Annotated in this window: 10 protein-coding genes and 1 other RNA gene; 4 read left to right on the top strand and 7 right to left on the bottom strand. The window is 67.2% G+C overall.

Annotation, left to right across the window (positions count from 1 at the left end):
- Positions 1 to 31: 31 nt before the first annotated feature.
- The gene (locus LL962_RS03450; RefSeq protein WP_228315916.1) at positions 32 to 3,394 is read left to right on the top strand and encodes a GH92 family glycosyl hydrolase; all 3,363 of its coding nucleotides are present in this window, start codon (positions 32 to 34) and stop codon (positions 3,392 to 3,394) included.
- 211 nt (positions 3,395 to 3,605) lie between these two features.
- Here LL962_RS03450 and LL962_RS03445 read toward each other — a convergent pair whose 3' ends face one another.
- From LL962_RS03445 to LL962_RS03435, 3 genes are all read right to left on the bottom strand, one after another.
- On the bottom strand, positions 3,606 to 5,915 hold the full coding sequence (locus tag LL962_RS03445) for an NADP-dependent malic enzyme (RefSeq protein WP_104586807.1): 2,310 nt from the start codon (positions 5,913 to 5,915) through the stop codon (positions 3,606 to 3,608).
- A gap of 178 nt (positions 5,916 to 6,093) precedes the next feature.
- The gene (locus LL962_RS03440) at positions 6,094 to 7,440 is read right to left on the bottom strand and encodes a dicarboxylate/amino acid:cation symporter (RefSeq protein WP_104586808.1); all 1,347 of its coding nucleotides are present in this window, start codon (positions 7,438 to 7,440) and stop codon (positions 6,094 to 6,096) included.
- Positions 7,441 to 7,542: 102 nt separating this feature from the next.
- Positions 7,543 to 7,619: non-coding RNA, sX9 sRNA (locus LL962_RS03435), on the bottom strand.
- Positions 7,620 to 7,865: 246 nt separating this feature from the next.
- On the opposite strand from LL962_RS03435, the gene LL962_RS03430 reads away from it, so the two are divergent.
- The 3 genes from LL962_RS03430 to LL962_RS03420 all read left to right on the top strand — a co-directional run bounded on the left by LL962_RS03430 (position 7,866) and on the right by LL962_RS03420 (position 14,107).
- Complete coding sequence (locus LL962_RS03430) at positions 7,866 to 9,035, top strand: OprO/OprP family phosphate-selective porin (RefSeq protein WP_228315915.1); 1,170 nt, start codon at positions 7,866 to 7,868, stop codon at positions 9,033 to 9,035.
- A gap of 148 nt (positions 9,036 to 9,183) precedes the next feature.
- Entirely contained in the window at positions 9,184 to 11,832 is a 2,649-nt protein-coding gene (locus LL962_RS03425; protein ID WP_228315914.1) for a hybrid sensor histidine kinase/response regulator, read from the top strand.
- 154 nt (positions 11,833 to 11,986) lie between these two features.
- A complete protein-coding gene (locus tag LL962_RS03420) occupies positions 11,987 to 14,107 on the top strand; it encodes a TonB-dependent receptor (RefSeq protein ID WP_228315913.1) in 2,121 nt (706 codons plus the stop codon).
- Positions 14,108 to 14,150: 43 nt separating this feature from the next.
- Here the strand turns inward: LL962_RS03420 and LL962_RS03415 are convergent, their stop codons facing one another.
- The 4 genes from LL962_RS03415 to LL962_RS03400 all read right to left on the bottom strand — a co-directional run bounded on the left by LL962_RS03415 (position 14,151) and on the right by LL962_RS03400 (position 18,094).
- Positions 14,151 to 14,789, bottom strand: coding sequence for a response regulator (locus LL962_RS03415; RefSeq protein ID WP_104586811.1), 639 nt, complete (start codon positions 14,787 to 14,789; stop codon positions 14,151 to 14,153).
- A 176-nt stretch (positions 14,790 to 14,965) separates the two neighbouring features.
- Positions 14,966 to 16,015, bottom strand: coding sequence for an ABC transporter substrate-binding protein (locus tag LL962_RS03410; protein ID WP_228315912.1), 1,050 nt, complete (start codon positions 16,013 to 16,015; stop codon positions 14,966 to 14,968).
- Entirely contained in the window at positions 16,015 to 17,400 is a 1,386-nt protein-coding gene (locus LL962_RS03405) for a sensor histidine kinase (protein ID WP_104586813.1), read from the bottom strand. The genes LL962_RS03410 and LL962_RS03405 overlap by 1 nt, the downstream gene beginning before the upstream one ends.
- Positions 17,393 to 18,094, bottom strand: coding sequence for a response regulator transcription factor (locus tag LL962_RS03400; protein ID WP_104586814.1), 702 nt, complete (start codon positions 18,092 to 18,094; stop codon positions 17,393 to 17,395). Before LL962_RS03400 ends, LL962_RS03405 begins: the two co-directional genes overlap by 8 nt.
- Between the last annotated feature and the right edge of the window lie 128 nt (positions 18,095 to 18,222).

Genomic DNA, 18,222 nt, shown 5'->3' with positions numbered 1-18,222 from the left:
GGCCGCGCCCGCCCCAAGGAGACATCACCCCGTGACCTTGCCTGTTGCCCAGCTGCACCCGCGCGGTCTGCCGCGAACGCTCGCGGTTGCCCTGCTGTATTCCGCTACGCTGCCGGCACTGGCAGCGACGCACTTCGCAAGCAGCTTCGACGGCGGTGACCCGACGCCAGTGCAGGTGGCAGAAACTGCCGTCCATGTCGCCATTGGCGCCGGGCCGTCAACGCCATATGCAGCCAAGCCGAACGCCGGCTATACCGGCCCCCATGCGTTGGCGTATACGACGCAGGGAGTGGGCGGGCGGCGCAGATTGTTCGCCACCGATCTTCCGATCGATGCACACACGACATTGTCTTGGATGGTGTTGCCGGAAAGTGTGGGCAACGACCATGTGGCATCCACGTATGTCTCGTTGGACCTGCTATTGGATGACGGCACGCGCGTCTCTGCCAGCGCAGCGCGCGACCAGCAGGGCGTTGCACTGGACGCGCAGGCGCAAGGCGATTCGAAGACGCTGTATCCGCAGCAGTGGACGCGCAAGCAGGTGCGGTTGGGGGATGTGGCCGGGTTGCGCGGGCGTCGTGTGCGTGCGATCGAACTGGAGGTGGCGCCGCCTGCGGGCGCGAGCGTTGCCGGGTGGATCGACGATATCGCCATCGCCGAGGTGCAACTGGTAACGCCGGCCCGCCCATCGGACTGGGTGCTGACCACGCGCGGCACGCAATCCAACGGCACGTTCTCGCGCGGCAACAACTTCCCTGCGACGGCGGTGCCGCATGGGTTCAACTTCTGGACGCCGGTGACCGATGCCGGAACGCTGAGCTGGCTGTATCGCTGGAACGAGCACAACGATGCGGACAACCGGCCGCGCCTGCAGGCGCTGTCGCTCAGCCATCAACCGAGCCCGTGGATGGGGGATCGGCAGACGTTTCAGGTGATGCCCTCGCTCGGTGCTGGCGTGCCGGAAACCGATCGAAGAAAGCGCGCACTGGCGTTCTCGCATGCCAACGAAGTCGCACGCCCCTATCGCTATGCGGTGCAGTTCGACAACGGCATCCAGGCCGAGATCGCGCCCACCGATCATGCGGCGCTGTTCCGTTTTCGCTTCCCGGACCAGGGCGATGCCAATCTGCTGTTCGACAATGTGGATGGGCGCGGCGGGCTACACCTGGATGCCGCAACGCAGACACTGTCCGGCTACACCGATGTGCGCAGCGGGCTGTCGACCGGGGCGACGCGCATGTACGTGTATGCGAGCTTCGACCGGCCGTGGACGGGCAGCGGGAGCATCGACAGCGGGCGGCCGACCGGTTGGATCAAGTTCGATGCCGGCAGCGCACGGCAGGTGCAGGTGCGTATCGCGACCTCGTTGATCTCGCTGGACCAGGCCAGGCACAACCTGGCGCTCGAGATCGCATCCGAGGCCAGTATCGAGCAGATCGCCGCGCAAGCGCAGGACGCGTGGGATGTGTTGCTGGGACGGTTCGACGTGCCCGATGCGACTGCCGACCAGAAGACCACGCTGTATTCCAATCTCTACCGGCTCTACCTGTATCCGAACTCCGGGCATGAAAACGTCGGCAGCGCGCAGGCACCGGACTGGCGCTACGCAAGCCAGAACAGCTGGTCGGACGACAACATCGATGGCAGCGCGGTGCGCAGCTTCGCACCGATCCGCGATGGCCGGGTCTACGTCAACAACGGGCTGTGGGACACCTTTCGCACCGCATGGCCGGCGTATGCGCTCTTTGCGCCCGACGACGCCGGACGCCTTGTGCAGGGCTTTATCGAACAAGCGCGTGCAGGCGGCTGGATCGCGCGCTGGTCGTCGCCCGGTTATGCCGATCTGATGGTCGGCACCAGTTCCGACGTGGCGTTCGCCGATGCCTGGCTCAAGGGCGTGCGCGGCTTCGAACCGGCCGAGGCCTATGCGGCGGCGTTGAAGAACGCAACCGTGGTGCCGCCGGACCGGCACGTGGGCCGCAAGGGCATGGCGCGTTCGACGTTCCGCGGCTACACCGATACCGACACGCACGAGGGCATGTCGTGGTCGCTGGAAGGCGCGCTCAACGACTTCGGCATCGCCAACATGGCCGATGCCTTGTCCCGCCAGGCGAGCACGGCGGAAGATCGTGAGCGGTATGCGACCGAGGCGGTGTATTTCCGCCATCGCGCGGCCGGATACGCGGCCTTGTTCGACCCTGGGGTCGGATTCTTCCAGGGGCGCACACCCGATGGCGCGTGGCGCGTGAATCCGGCGCAGTACGACCCACGCGTCTGGGGCAACGACTACACCGAGTCCAGCGGCTGGACGTTTGCGTTCACCGCGCCACACGATGGCCAGGGTCTGGCTACGTTGTACGGCGGGCGTGGCGCCTTGGCGGCAAAGCTGGACAGCTTCTTCGCCACGCCTGAAACCGGCGAATCGGCATTTGCCGGCTCCTATGGCAACGCCATCCACGAGATGACCGAAGCACGCGATGTGCGCATGGGCATGTATGCGCACAGCAACCAGCCGGCGCACCACATTCCGTGGATGTACCTGTATGCCGGGCAGCCGTGGAAAACCCAGCAGCTGACGCGCGAGATCCTGACGCGGCTCTACCTGGGCAGCGAGATCGGCCAGGGCTATGCAGGCGATGAAGACAATGGCGAGATGTCGGCGTGGTATCTGTTCGCGGCACTGGGCATCTATCCGTTGCGCATGGGCGCGGCGGAGTACGTGATCGGCTCGCCGTTGTTCCGCCATGCGCGCGTGCGCCTGCCCGGCGGCGGCACGCTGACCGTCAATGCGCCGCAGAATTCGCCGCAGAACGTGTACGTGCAATCGCTCAGGGTCAACGGCAAACCGTGGCGCAAGACCTGGTTGCCGCATGCGGCGATTGCCAAGGGCGCGACGCTGGATTTCGTGATGGGACCAGCGCCATCGCGCTGGGGCAGCGAGCCGGACGCTGCGCCGCCGTCGTTGACGCCAGCGGGTGAACGCCCTGCCCCGTTGCATGACCTACTGGGTGCCAGCGCACGCGTGACGCAGGCCGATGGTCGCGCGCTGGCGGCTTTGCATGACGACGATGCGGGCAGCGCAAGCGCGGTGTCGCAGGCCACGGCACTGACATTCAGCGGCCTTGATCGCGGTGAAGCCATGCTTTACACCGTGACCAACGGCAACGCCGGGATTGCGTCGGCCGCCTGGACGCTGGAAGCACGCACTGCAGAAGGCACGTGGCGCGTCGTCGACGCGCGCCGCGAGGAGCGCTTTCAATGGCCGCTGCAAACGCGCCCGTTCCGGATCGCGACGCCAGGCTCGTATGCGGAGTATCGGCTGCGTTGGACGGCGCCCGCGCGTGCGCAGGTGGCGGAGATCGAGTTACTGGGTGCAGTGCCGGAGGGGCGCTGAGGAGTGAGGTTTTGGGCGTGATCGCTTGGGATGACGACGACCCGCGACGCCTGCTGTTTGCGTTGCTAAGCCCTACCCTCACCCCAACCCCTCTCCCGTGGGGAGAGGGGCTCTGGGCCGTTGTCTTGCCGGCCGAGCGCTTACCGCTTCAAATCGAGCGACACTCGGCCAATCAAGTCTTGGACAGCTCGCAAGTCTTCGACACCTCGACTCACTCGTTGCCTTTTTCGGTTGACGATTTTTCCGCATCGCGCTGCTTGCGGATCTGCGCATCCACCGCCGCGATCGCGGTCATGTTCATCACCCGGCGCGAGGTGGCACTGGTGGTGAGGATGTGCACCGGCTTGGAGATGCCCATCAGGATCGGGCCGATCGCCACGCCATCGGTGAACACGCGCACCAGGTTGTAGGCGATGTTGGCCGCTTCCAGGTTCGGCAGCACGAACAGGTTGGCGCGGCCCTTGAGCGTGCTGTTGGGCATGATCTGCTTGCGCAGCGCTTCGTCCCAGGCGGTGTCGCCCTGCATCTCGCCATCGATATTGAGCTCGGGCTTGCGCTTGAGCAGGGCTTCGCGCACCTGGCGCATCTTCAGCGCATCGCGCGAATCATGGCTGCCGAAATTGGAATGCGACAGCAACGCGATATTGGGCTCGATGCCGAACAGTTTGAGGCGGTACGCGGCCTGCAGCGTCGCTTCGACCACCTGCTCGACGGTGGGGTCTTCCTGCACATGGGTATCGAGGAAGAAGAACACGCCGAGCTGGTTGATCACGCCGGTCATCGCCGAGGTGGAGCTGACACGCGGCTCCAGCGGGATCACGCTGCGTGCGTAGCCCAGCTTCTTGTGGAAGCGACCGACCACGCCGGACAGCATCGCGTCGGCTTCGCCGCGCGCCACCATCACTGCCGCGATCAGGGTCGGGCGCGAACGCATCAGCTCCTTGGCCGCGGTGACGGTCACGCCACGGCGTTCGGTGAGCGCATGGTAGTACTGCCAGTAATCGTTGAAGCGGGGGTCGTCGAGGATGTTGGTGATCTCGAAGTCCACACCGGCGGTCAGGCGCAGGCCCATGCGTTGGATACGCGCCTCGATGACGTCCGGGCGGCCGATCAGGATCGGCAAGGCCAGACCTTCGTCGACCACGTTCTGCACCGCGCGCAGCACCACTTCTTCTTCGCCTTCGGCATACACCACGCGCTGTTTGTCGGCGCGGGCGCGGTCGTACACCGGCTTCATCATCAGGCTGGTGCGGTAGACGAACTGGCCGAGCTTGTCGCGATACGCCTCCATGTCGGTGATCGGGCGCGTGGCCACGCCCGAGTCCATCGCCGCCTGCGCAACCGCAGACGACAGTTCCACCAGCAGGCGCGGGTCCAGCGGACGCGGAATCAGGTAGTCAGGACCGAAACTCGGGGTCTCGCCGCCGTAGGCCGCGCCCAGGTCGGAGGCTTCGCGCCGTGCCATCGCCGCGATCGCCTTGACGCAGGCGATCTTCATCTCCTCGTTGATGCCGGTGGCGCCCACGTCCAGCGCGCCACGGAACAGATAGGGGAAGCACAGCACGTTGTTGATCTGGTTCGGGTAGTCCGACCGGCCGGTACCGATGATGCAATCCGGACGCACCGCCTTGGCCGCCTCCGGGGTGATCTCCGGGTTGGGATTGGCCAGCGCGAAGATCACCGGCTGGCGCGCCATGCTGGCGACCATTTCCGGCTTGAGGATGCCGGCGGCCGACAGGCCCAGGAAGATGTCCGCGCCTTCGACGATCTCGGCCAGGGTGCGCTTGTCGGTATCGCGCGCGTAGCGCTGCTTGTCCGGGTCCAGGTCGGTGCGACCGGTGTGGATCACGCCGTCGCGATCCAGCGCCAGGATGTTCTCCGGCTTCAGCCCCAGCGAGACCAGCATGTTGACGCAGGAGATGCCGGCCGCGCCCATGCCGGTGGTGGCCAGCTTGACCTCTTCGATCTTCTTGCCGGTGACCACCAGCGCATTGAGCACGGCGGCGCCGACGATGATCGCGGTGCCGTGCTGGTCGTCATGGAACACCGGAATGTTCATGCGCTCGCGCAGCTTGCGCTCGACGATGAAACATTCCGGCGCCTTGATGTCTTCGAGGTTGATGCCGCCGAAGGTGGGCTCCAGGCTGGCGATGATGTCCACCAGCTTGTCCGGATCGTTCTCGTTGATCTCGATATCGAACACGTCGATGCCGGCGAATTTCTGGAACAGCACGCCCTTGCCTTCCATCACCGGCTTGGACGCCAGCGGGCCGATGTTGCCCAGGCCCAGCACCGCGGTCCCGTTGCTGATGACCGCCACCAGATTGCCGCGTGCAGTGAGTTCGCTGGCCTGGGTGGCGTCCTCGACGATCGCTTCGCAGGCAAACGCCACGCCCGGCGAATACGCCAGCGACAGATCGCGCTGGGTCAGCATCGGCTTGGTCGCGGTGACCTTGATCTTGCCGGCCGGCTGCTGGCGGTGATAGTCGAGGGCGGCCTGTTTGAAGTCGTCGGTGGACATCGGCTGTGTAAGTCTCGAAGGCGCAGGAGGGCTGAATTCTACCCTCCTGCCTGAACAAGGGCCTGTCGCGCAGCTGTCGGCGCGGCAGGAATGGAGCATCGCCAGCCATCGGCGGCCAACGCAGAACGGCCCTGCACCCCGCCGGGAGCGCCGACGGAGGACAGGGCCGCAGGAAGCCTCAGCGTGCGCTGACCGGAGCGACCGTATCGGTCGAGGCCGGTGGCGCCTGCAGCGGCGGCGAGCCGCCATCCAGCACCAGCTTCAGCTGGTCGCGATCCAGCGCGTTCTCCCAGCGCGACACCACCACGGTGGCCACTGCGTTACCGATGAAGTTGGTCAGCGAGCGGCACTCGCTCATGAAGCGGTCCACGCCCAGGATCAGCGCCATGCCGGCCACCGGCACGTCCGGCACCACCGACAGCGTGGCCGCCAGGGTGATGAAGCCGGCGCCGGTCACGCCGGCCGCACCCTTGGAGCTGAGCATGGCCACCGCCAGCAAGGTGATCTGCTGGCCCAGGGTCAGGTCCACGTTGGTGGCCTGGGCGATGAACAGCGCGGCCAGGGTCATGTAGATGTTGGTACCGTCCAGATTGAACGAATAACCGGTCGGTACCACCAGGCCCACCACCGACTTCTCGCAGCCGGCCTTTTCCATCTTTTCCATCAGCGAAGGCAATGCCGACTCCGACGAGGACGTGCCCAGCACCAGCAGCAGCTCGGCCTTGAGGTAGCGGATCAGCTTGAGCACCGAAAAACCGCAGAACCGGCACACCAGGCCCAGGATCACCAGAACGAACAGCAACGAGGTGATGTAAAACGAGCCCACCAGCCAGGCCAGATTGACCAGCGATTCCACGCCGTACTTGCCGATGGTGAAGGCGATCGCGCCGAACGCACCGATCGGCGCGGCCTTCATCAGGATGTGCACCAGGCGGAACACCGGCGCGGTCAGCGCCTCCAGGAAGCTCAGTACCGGCCGGCCACGCTCGCCCACCAGCGCCAGCGCGATGCCGAACAGCACCGCCACGAACAGCACCTGCAGGATGTTGCCATCCACGAACGCGCTGATCAGCGTGGCCGGGATGATGTCCATCAGGAAACCGACCAGGCTCAACTCGTGCGACTTCTGCACATAGGTGTTGACCGCGCTCTGATCCAGCTCGGCCGGGTTGATGTTCATGCCGGCACCCGGCTGCACCACGTGCGCCACCACCATGCCCACCACCAGCGCCAGCGTGGAGAAGAACAGGAAGTAGGTCATCGCCTTGGCGAAGACCCGGCCTACCGTCTTGAGGTGGGTCATGCCGGCGATGCCGGTGACGATGGTCAGGAAGATCACCGGAGCGATGATCATCTTCACCAGCTTGATGAAGGCATCGCCCAGCGGCTTGAGGCTCTCGGCGAAGGCGGGCTCGAAATGCCCCAACAGGGCGCCGAGGACGATCGCCACCACCACCTGGAAATACAGCTGGCGGTAGAAGGGCACGGACGCCGGCACCGGGCCGGCAGGCTTGCTGATGTGCATGACACCACTCCGAGGGAACTGGAGGTGCCTTGCGCGGCACCCGGTGCGGGCATTCTGGCCGGACGGCGCCGCCACGACCGATAGCCCATTGGTACTACGAGAGCCTGACAGAGCGTAGCGAGCGATCGTCAGGCGGGTGTGGACGGCGCGCCCGGAACCGCAGTGTACGATGGGGACATGCCGATTCCGGGCAGCGGCCGCATCCTCCGGGTGCCTGCGCCGTCGGTGTCGTCAGCCGCTGTGAACATTGTCCCGCAGACGGAAGGCCCCCTACACTTCAGCCGCAGCGCCGGCGGCCGTTAACTGCATTTAACGCAGACACCGACGTTGCCGTGTTGCCCGTTTGTCCTGCGCGCTTCTGAAGCCGTTCACCGTGACCGCCATGGCAGGACGCCCCGGCCTTTCCATTGCCGAAGATCACTCCTATGCGCCTCAATCCGCTCGTTCTGGCGTTGGCGTTTGCCGCCGCCCCTGCCGCCCATGCGGCCACCTCGCTCGAAAACTGGCCGACCAAGTACGCCTTCGGTGATGGCACCGAGCTCGCGCTGACCGGCAACTTCGCCTACGACGACAACAATTTCTCCGGCGACGACCGCCTGGAGGACCGTACCGACTTCCGCCGCAAGGAATTCGGCGCCACCGTGAAGAAGAAGGGCGTCTACGACGCCATGGTGTACTTCGACTTCGAGTCCAAACTGTGGCTGGACGTGTTCTTCCGTTTCGAAACCAAGGCGCTGCTGGGCCAGGACTACGGCCGCGTGCGACTAGGCTACATGAAGGTGCCGGTGGGCCTGGAAGCGGTGCAGAGCTCGCGTGCGGGCAGCTTCATGGAGCTGGGCCTGCCGGTGCAGGCAGTGTTCCAGGGCCGCCGGACCGGCGTGGAGTGGACCCTGGAGCGGCCACGCTACCTGTTGCAGGCCGGCGCCTACGGCGGCCAGGACCTGCAGGGCGACAATCCGGGCACCACCCAGGCCGTGCATGCGGCGTGGACGCCGCACAAGGCCGATGGCGACGTGCTGCACCTGGGCATCGCCGGTTCGGTGGAGAACCCGCGTGGCTTCACCGACGGCCGTGGCGTGGCGTTCGGCCCGCGCGTGCGCCTGCGGGCACGCCCGGAAGCCGGCCTGACCGACGTCCGGCTGATCGACACCGGCACCATCCTGGACGTGGACCACGTGATCCGCACCGGCGTGGAAGCGGTATGGATCCATGGCCCGTTCTCGCTGCAGAGCGAGGCGCTGCGTGCCGAGGTGGCGCGTAACGAGGGCTTGCCGCACTTCATCGCCCAGGGCCAGTACCTCTACGGCACCTGGTCCTTGACCGGCGAGTCGCGCAGCTACGCCGGCGGCGTGCCGGGCAATATCAAGCCGGCGCACGAATACGGCGCCGTCGAACTCACCGCCCGCTACAGCCATCTGAATCTGGAAGACAACAACGTCCATGGCGGCCGTCAGCACGACACCACCATCGGCGCCAACTGGTACCTCACCAGCCACTTCAAGTTCCAGGCCAACTACAGCTGGGTGGATGCCTCGCGCAATGGCGTGCACGTGACCCCGAAGGTCATGGAGCTGCGGGCGCAGGTGCAGTTCTAGCCCGCGAAGGCGCCCGTTCGCGGGCCGCTGCGCTGGCGCGCGATAGGGCCTGCGCTCGCATGCCGCCGCAGATGTTCCGGCACGGCCGCATCCCCTGCCCGGGTGCGGCCGTCGTCGTTTGCGGCATGCCTCGGCCATACTTGCCGGCATGTACGCCTCGCGACGCCGCCGCCTGCTGCTCACCCTGGCCATCGTGCTGGGCGGCATGGTGGTGGCCATGCTCGCAGCCGAGCACTTCGTGCAACAGAGCGCGCTGCGCGAGGAAAGCACCACCGTGCGCCGCCAGCTGCGCCTGTATGCACAGGCGCTGCAACAACGCGTCGATCGCTACCGCACCCTGCCGCAGATCCTGGCGCTGGACCCGGAGCTGCGCGCGGCCGTATCGACAGCCTTGTCGCCCGCGCAGGTGGAACAGCTCAATCGCAAGCTCGAACGCGCCAACAATGTCACCCGTTCGTCCACGCTGACGCTGATCGACCGTAACGGCACCGCGTTGGCGGCAAGCAATTGGCGTGCCGCGCGCAGCAACGTGGGCGTGGACTACGCGTTCCGGCCGTACTACCAGCAGGCGCTGGCCAAGGGCAGCGGCAGCTTCTACGGCATCGGCATGACCACCAGCGAGCCGGGCTACTTCCTGTCGCAGGCCATCGTCGACGACACCGGCCAGGTACAGGGCGTGGTGGTGATCAAGATCGCGCTGGCCGCGCTGGAACGCGAGTGGCTGCAGACCCCGGACATCGTGCTGGCCTCCGACGCGCACGGGGTGGTGTTCCTGGCCAGCCGCGCCAGCTGGCGCTACCGCATGCTGGCGCCACTGAGCCCGCGCGACCGTCGCGAATTGCGCAGCACCCGCCAGTACGCCGATCAGGGCCTGCTGCCGCTGCGGCGGCGCCTGATCGAGCAGACCGGCGATGGCGGAGTGCTGGTGGATGTCCGCGACCCGCCACTGGACGCGCCGGTGCTGTGGCAGACCCTGGAAGTGCCCGAGAGCGGCTGGCGCCTGCATCTGCTGCATGACACGCGCAGCAGCGGTGCGGCCGGCCGTGCCGCGGCGATCGCCGCGGCCGGGGCCTGGCTGGCGCTGGCGCTGCTGTGGTTGTTCGTACAGCAGCGGCGGCGCCTGGCGGCATTGCGCCAGCGCAGCCGGCAGGAGCTGGAAACGGTGCTGCAACAGCATGCCGAAGAACTGCGTACCGCCCAGGACGGGGTGGTGGCCGCCGCGCAGCAGGCCAATGCCGGCCTGAGCCGCAGCCTGGAGCACCTGCCGCAAGGCGTGGTGGTGATCGATGCCGCGCTCGATCTGGTCGCCTGGAATTCGCGCTATGTGGAGCTGTTCCGGTTCCCACCGGAGCTGCTGCAGATCGGCCGCCCGATCGAGGACCTGTTCCGCTACAACGCCCGCCGCGGGCTGCTGGGGCCGGGGCCGATCGAGGCCGCCATCGAGCGGCGCCTGAATCACCTGCGCAGCGGCAAGCCGCATATGCGCGAGAGCGAGAAGGAAGACGGCACGGTGCTGGAGATCCGCGGCAACCCGTTGCCCGATGGCGGCTTCGTCACCAGCTACGCCGACATCACCAGCTACAAGAACGCTGCCCGCGAACTGCGCTCGCTAGCCGATGCGCTGGAACACCGCGTGGCCGAGCGCACCCGCGACCTGGCCGCGGCCAAGCGCGAGGCCGAAAGCGCCAACCGCTACAAGACCCGTTTCGTCGCCTCGGCCGTGCACGATCTGCTGCAGCCGCTCAACGCCGCGCGCATGTTCGTCTCACTATTGCGCGGGCAGGTGCACGAGGCCGGCAGCGCGCGCGTGGTGGACAACATCGACGGCGCACTGGCCGCGCAGGACGCCATCCTCAACAGCCTGCTGGACATCGCGCGCCTGGAAGCCGGCAGCCTGAAGACGCAGGTGCGCGACTTCGCGCTCGGCCCGCTGCTGGAGGCGCTGGCGCGCGAGTTCGGCATCCTGGCCGAAGACCGCGGCCTGGCTCTGGAATGGGTGCCGACCTCGGCGGTGGTGTTGAGCGACGAGAACCTGCTGCGCCGCATCCTGCAGAATTTCCTGTCCAATGCGATCCGCTACACCCCGCGCGGGCGCGTGCTGATCGGCTGCCGCAGGCGGGGCGGCTGGTTGCGCATCGAGGTCCACGACCAGGGGCCGGGCATTCCCGAGTCCTTGCAGCACGAAATCTTCGAGGAATTCCGCCGCCTGGACGACGGGGTGGCCAACGATCGCGGCGCCGGCCTGGGTCTGGCCATCGTCGAACGCATCGGCCGCTTGCTCGGGCACCGCATCGGGCTGCGCTCCACCTTGGGCAGCGGTAGCGTGTTCTCGGTCAGCGTGCCGCTGGGCGAACGTGCAGCCATCGCCACGCGCCCGCCGCCACCGCCCGCCACGGCGCACGAACCCGGCAACGACCCCATCCTGCACGGCTGCCGGGTGTGGTGCGTGGACGACGATCCACGCGTGTGCGAGGCCACGCGCGCCCTGCTGGAACGCTGGGAATGCCGGGTGGATTTCGCCGGCGGTCCGGACGATGCACTGGCCGCCGCTACGGCCGGCGACGGCCCCGAATTGCTGCTGCTGGACGTGCGCATGGGCCACCACTACGGCCCGATGCTGCTGCCACAGCTGGTGGAGCACTGGCAGCGCGAGCCGCGCGTGATCCTGGTCACCGCCGAACCCAGCGCCGCCCTGCGCGATCACGCGCTCGAGGCGGGCTGGGGTTTCCTGTCCAAGCCGGTGCGCCCGCCGGCACTACGCGCGCTGATCACGCAGATGCTGCTGCGGCGCGGCTGACCGGGTTAGGCCATCGCTGCAGCCCGAGGGCACCGTGCATGCCACGCAACCGCAGTCGCGAGCGGCGGAAAGCGCGCCTGCTACACTATCGATAATGATTCCCATTTTGATCGCCATCGTTGCGCGATCGCCTGTCGCATTGGAGTTCCTGCCCATGACCTCTCCCACGCCCCGAACGGCACGCCTGCCGCTCGCCGTTGTTCTGTCCTTGCTCGGTGCGCAGGCCGCATTTGCCCAGTCGCAGGTCACCGATACGCTCGAAACGGTGGTGGTCGCCGCCGCACGTTCGAACATGACGGTGGCCGAATCGCCGCAAACGGTGCTGATCATCGACAAGGCGCAGATCCAGCAGCAGCTGACGCTGTCCAGCAATTCCTCGGACGTGCTCGCCAACCTGATTCCCTCCTACACGCCCAGCCGCGGCAAGATGAACGGTAGCGGCGAAACGCTGCGCGGCCGCGTGCCGCTGATCCTGATCGACGGCATCCCGCAGTCCAATCCGATCCGCCCTACCGGCCGTGAAGCACACACCATCGATTTCGCCATGGTCGAGCGGATCGAGGTGATTCAGGGCGCCAACGCGATCAACGGCCTGGGCGCCACCGGCGGCACCATCAACATCATCACCCGTCGTCCGCAGGACGGCGCGCTGAATCAGCACCTCGACGTGCAGGCCACCGCGCCCACCGCCCAGACCCGCGCCGAAACCGCCAGCTACGAGACCCGCTATCGCGTGGACGGGCGCAGCGACCGGCTGGATTACCTGTTTTCGGCCAGCTACGCCGATCAGGGACTGCATGTGGATGGGCAGGGCCGGCCGATCGGCGCGGACAACATCCAGGGCGACCTGATGACCTCCAGGAGCTACGACGTGCTGGCCAAAGTCGGCTATGCACTCACCGACACCCAGCGCCTGAGCCTGAGCGTCAATCGCTACCGCATCAAGAACGACAACGACTACATCGGCATTCCGGGCGACCGCGCACGGCGCCTGCCCACCACCTCGGTCCGCGGCACCCCCGAAGGCAGCGCGCCGCACAACGAGGTGTTGACCTCGGGTCTGTCGTATACCCACGACGACCTGGCCGGCATGCAGTTGAACGCGCTGGTGTTCAATCAGGAATTCGAAGGTTTGTTCGGTGCGGCCAACACGTCCACCTTCCAGGACCCGCTGATCGCTCCGCTCGGCCGCCTGTACGATCAGTCGCGTTCGGTCGCGTCCAAGTGGGGCAGCAAGGTCACCCTGAGCAAGGACGACCTGCTCGACGACCGGCTCAAGCTCACCGGCGGCTTCGATCTGCTGGCCGATACCGGCAAGCAGGATCTCTACGGCACCGGACGCACCTACGTGCCGGAATCGGATTTCCGGAACCTGTCGCTGTTCGTGCAGGGCGAATACGCGTTGCTGCCTGCGCTGGCCCTGCACGCTGGCGTGCGCCGCGAAGAGGCCGAACTGCAGATCGACAGCTATCGGACCCTGTGGCGCTACAACCGGGTCGACGTGGAAGGCGGCACGCTCGACTTCAGCCAGACCCTGTACAACGCCGGCCTGGTCTATACGCCGGTCGAAGGCGTGAACGTGTTCACCAGCTATTCCGAAGGATTCGGCATGCCCGACGTGGGCCGCGTGCTGCGCGCGATCGACGCCCCGGGCACGCGCGTGGCCGACCTGGACATGCTGGAGCCGATCCTGACCAGGAGCATCGAAGCCGGCACCCGCATCGAGCGCGGCGCATTCGATGCGGACCTCAGCTATTTCCGCTCCGACTCGGACCTGGGCACGCGCGTGGTGCCGCTCAACGGCGCCTTCATGATGAGCCGCGAGAAGACCCGCGTGCAGGGCGTGGACGCCAGCCTGGGCTACCGGCCCACTGCGGGGCATCGCCTGCGCCTGTCGTATGCGTACACGCGCGGCCGCTACGACAGCGACAACGATGGCCGCCTGGACGCACGCCTGGATGGGCTCAATGTGGCGCCCAATCGCGTGATCGCCTCCTGGTCGGCGCAATGGACACCCAGGTTCGCCTCGTTCGTGCAGGCACAGCATGCCTTCAGCCAGTCCTTCGACGACCCCGACCAACGCTTCAGCGGCTACTCGCTGGTGGACGCCACAGTCACCTATGCGCTGCCGCGCGGTGCGCTGCGCATGGGCGTGGCCAACCTGTTCGACAAGCAGTACATCACCTACTACTCGCAATCGGCGCTGGTCGAGCCGCTGCGATACTTCGCCGGGCGTGGCCGCACGCTGACGCTGGGCTATTCGCTGGACTTCTGAGCATCGGCGGCGCACGCCTGCCGCAGGCGTGCGCCCGATTGCGTCAGCCCTCGCCTTCCGGCTCCAGCGCCTTGACCAGGACCGCCGCCTGGGTACGGCTGTAGCAATCGAGCTTCTTCAAGATGGCGGTGACGTGCACCTTGACGGTGTTCTCGGCCAGCCCCAACTCGTGGGCGATCTGCTTGTTGAGCAGGCCGTCGGCCAGGCTCAGCAGCACGCGGAACTGCTGCGGGGTCAGCTGCGCCAGTTTGGCGGCCAGCTGCGCGTCGGCCTCCGAACGCTCGGCGGTCATCGGCGGGAACCAGGTGCCGCCCTCCAGCACGCTGGCCACCGCACTGCCGATGGTCTCGGCCGGCGTGGACTTGGGAATGAAACCGGCCGCACCGAACTGCTGCGCGCGCCGGATCACGCGCGGATGATCGTTGGAGGAAATCACCACCACCGGAATGTCCGGGTGTTCGCCGCGCACGTGCAGCAGTGCCGAAAATCCACGCGCGCCCGGCATGGCCAGATCCAGCAGGACCAGTTCGGCCTGCGGATGCGCGCGCAGCATCGTGCCCAATGTGCTGGCACTGGAGGCTTCCACCACCTGTGCCTGCGGCAAGGTCTGCCGCAGCACGTGGATCACGGCGGCACGGAACAGCGGATGGTCGTCGGCGACGAGAATGGTGAGATCGGCCATGCGCCAAGTCTGGCACAGCGGCACCTCGCTTTGCCGCACCGGCCTCTCCCGCTGGCGGCACGGGCTGGCGCAGATGCGCGCAGGCGCCGCGATGCACGCATGCCTCGCCGGATCCTGCCGGCTGGCACGTTGCCGATCACCTGCACCACACGTGCAGCGCACCGTGCGCAGCCGCGCTAGTGCGGCGGCTGCGTGCTGGCCCGCCAGGCCTCCAGGAACTGGCGGCGCTTGAGCTTGTCCAGGTAGACCAGCAGGCCGGGACCGAGCGGAATCGGCCGGAACGGTGGCTGCGCCGAGCCGCCGCGGCCGCCGGCGGCCGGCAGGATCGGCATCAGCCGCGCCTCGCGCGAGAGCACCTGTTGGCCGCGTGGCGACAGCAGATAGTCGAGAAACCTGCGTGCTTCGGCCGCATGCGGCGCGCTCTTGGGGATCACCGCCGTGCGCAGTGCCACCAGCGTGTAGTCCTGCGGCTGCACGATGCCCAGCGGCGCGCCCGCATCGGCGCGTGCCTGCGCGTAGGAGCCGAGCACGTTGTAGGCCAGCAGCAGCTCGCCGCGGCTGACGCGGTCCAGCAAGGCGCCAGTGCGCTCTTCCAGATGTACCTGGTTTGCCCCCAACGCGGCCAGCAGCGCGCCGGCGATGCTGCCGACCTGGCCATCCTGCGTCGCGAACAGATAGCCCACCCCGCTGCGTTCCACATCGTAGGTGCCCACCTTGCCGCGCAGCGGTGCATCCGGTTCGCGCAGCAGCGCCAGCAACTGGCGCCGGGTACGCGGTACGCGCGCGGCCGCCAGCCTGCGCGTGTTGTAGACGATGGCCACGGGCTCGTAGCTGATGCCGAACACCTCGTGTCGCCACTGCGCCCAGGCCGGCAGCGCCTCGGTCTGTGGGGAGCGATGCGCCAGGGCGTGGCCGTCGTTCACCAGCTTGGTCTGCAGGTCCATGCTGGCGCTGATCAGCATGTCCGCCTGCGGCGCATCGGCGGCCGGATGCAGGTAACGCGCATAGATATCCCAGGCGATGGTGTCTTCGTAGACCACTTCGGTGCCGGGATGCAGGCGCTGGTAGTCCCGGATCACCGCCGAGAACACCTCCAGATCGGTGGATCCCTGCACGCGCAGCTGCGCCTGCACCCCGCCCTGGGCAGGAAACCGCCGCACGTCGCCAGGCGCCGACCACGCCAGGCCGCAGGCCAGCCACAGTGCCATCGCGCAGAGCATGCGCATCACCTGGTGCCTCCCGGAAAGTGCAACGAGGCGATCAGGCCGCCACCGATGCGATTGGACAGATCGATGCGCCCGCCATGCGCCTGGACCACGCGCTTGACGATGGCCAGGCCCAGCCCGGCCCCACCGGCCGGCGCATCCGGCCCGCGTGCGAAACGTTCGAACACCCGCTCGGCGTCGGCGGCCGGAATGCCCGGCCCATGGTCGGCAATGGTGAGCACGTGCTGATTGCCATCGCCAGTCAGGGCCACCTGCAGCGGCGCACCGCCTCCGTACTTGCAGGCATTGTCGATCAGGTTCTTGAGCGCCTCGCGCAGCAGCAGCGCATCGCCGCGCAGCAACGCCGGTTGCGGATCGATGGCCAATTGCACGCGCGGTGCGCCCTCGCCGTGCGGCAAGGCCTCGTGCAACGCCTGGTGCAGTACCTCGGCCAGATCCACGGTGGCGAAGCGTTGCAGATGGGCACGATGGATCACGCTGGCATCGCTGAGCAACTGGTTGAGCAGGCGGCTCATATGGCTGGCGTTGCGCTCGATCGCGGCCAGGCTGCGTTGCATCTCGCGCGGGTCGTCGTCGTCCATGGCCAGCTGCGCCTGCGCGCGCAGTGCGGCCAGTGGCGTACGCATCTGGTGCGCCGCATCGGCCATGAATGCACGCAATGTCTCGTTGCTGGATGCAAGCCGCGCCATGAAGCGGTTGAGCGCCGCCACCATGAGCTGCAGTTCCTGCGGCGCCGGCACGTTCAGGGGTTTGAGGTCGGATGGTTCGCGCCGCGACAGATCGCCTTCGATACGCTGCAGCGGCCGCAACGCGCGGTACACCCCCAGCCATACCAGGCCCAGCGCCAGCAGCGACAGCACCCCGATCGCGATCAGCGCATTGAGCACCACATCGCGCGCCACCGCATCGCGCGCACGCCGGGTCTGACCGACCTGCACGCGCACCTCGCCCTGTTCGGAGGCCGAAGCCACCCGATGCATCACCACCACGAAGCGCACCGGCTCACCGCTGTACTGCGCATCGAACAGCACCGGCCGCGCGTCGCCTGGCATCTGCGCGGGCAACGGCAGGCCCTCTTCGCCGGTGATGGTGCGGCCCTGCGCATCGAACACGCGATAGAACACGCGGTCTTCCGGCGCCATGCCGAGCAGATCCAGCGAGGCATACGGCAGATCCACCTGCCAGTCGCCGCCGACCAAGGCCACGCTGTCGATGATGGACAAGGCCGAGGACACCAGCAGATGATCGTAGGAGCGATTGGCCGCGCGCTCGCCGTAGTCGCGCGCGGCGAAGAACAGCACCACCGCGCCCAGCAACGACAGACTGCCCAGATACAGCAGCAAGGTGCGCCGGATCGACGGTGCCACCGTCAGCGGCTCAGCCATCGGCGCCCGGCTCCACCGGCGCATGCGGGTCGGCGGCTTCCAGTTTGTAGCCGGCGCCGCGCACGGTGACGATGCGCACCGGCGCCGCGGCGAGCTTGCGCCGCAGGCGGCCGACATACAGCTCGATCGCATTGGGCCCTGCATCGTCGTCGAAGCCGAACAGGCCGTTGCCGATATCGTCCTTGCCGACCACCTGCCCCAGCCGGCCGATCAGGATTTCCAGCAGGCGATACTCGCGATTTGGCAGCTCGATCGGCATGCCATCGAGCATCAGGGTATGCGCTGCATTGTCGAACACGAATCCGCCGATCTGCACCACCTCGCTGGCCTGGCCACGGTTGCGCCGCAGCAGTACGCGGCAGCGCGCTTCGAACTCGCGAAAATCGAACGGCTTGCCCAGGTAATCGTCGGCGCCGACATCCAGCGCCTGCACGCGGTCTTCGATTCCGTCGCGCGCGGTGAGCATCAGCACCGGCGTGGTGTCGCCGCGCTCGCGCATCCCGGCCAGCACGCGCAGCCCATCGAGCTTGGGCAGGCCGATATCCAGCACCACCAGATCGAAACTCTGGTAGCGCAACACGCTTGCCGCCGCCAACCCGTCGGCCTGCCAGTCCACCGCGTGCCCGCTGCGGCGCATCCGCCGCACGATGGCATCGGCGAGGTCGGCGTTGTCTTCGACTAGGAGAAGGCGCATGGGGCGGGGAGTGGGGAGTCGGGATTGGGGAGTCGTAACAGCGCTTGGCCGGCCGGAAGGTAACAGGCCCTGCACACAAAAGCTCGCCGCAATTGCGATTCTGCTCTTGCGAATCCCCAATCCCGACT

This window comes from Xanthomonas sp. NCPPB 1067, assembly GCF_020783795.1.
Taxonomy (GTDB): Bacteria; Pseudomonadota; Gammaproteobacteria; order Xanthomonadales; family Xanthomonadaceae; genus Xanthomonas; species Xanthomonas melonis.
This window is presented reverse-complemented; position numbering and strand designations above follow the sequence as displayed.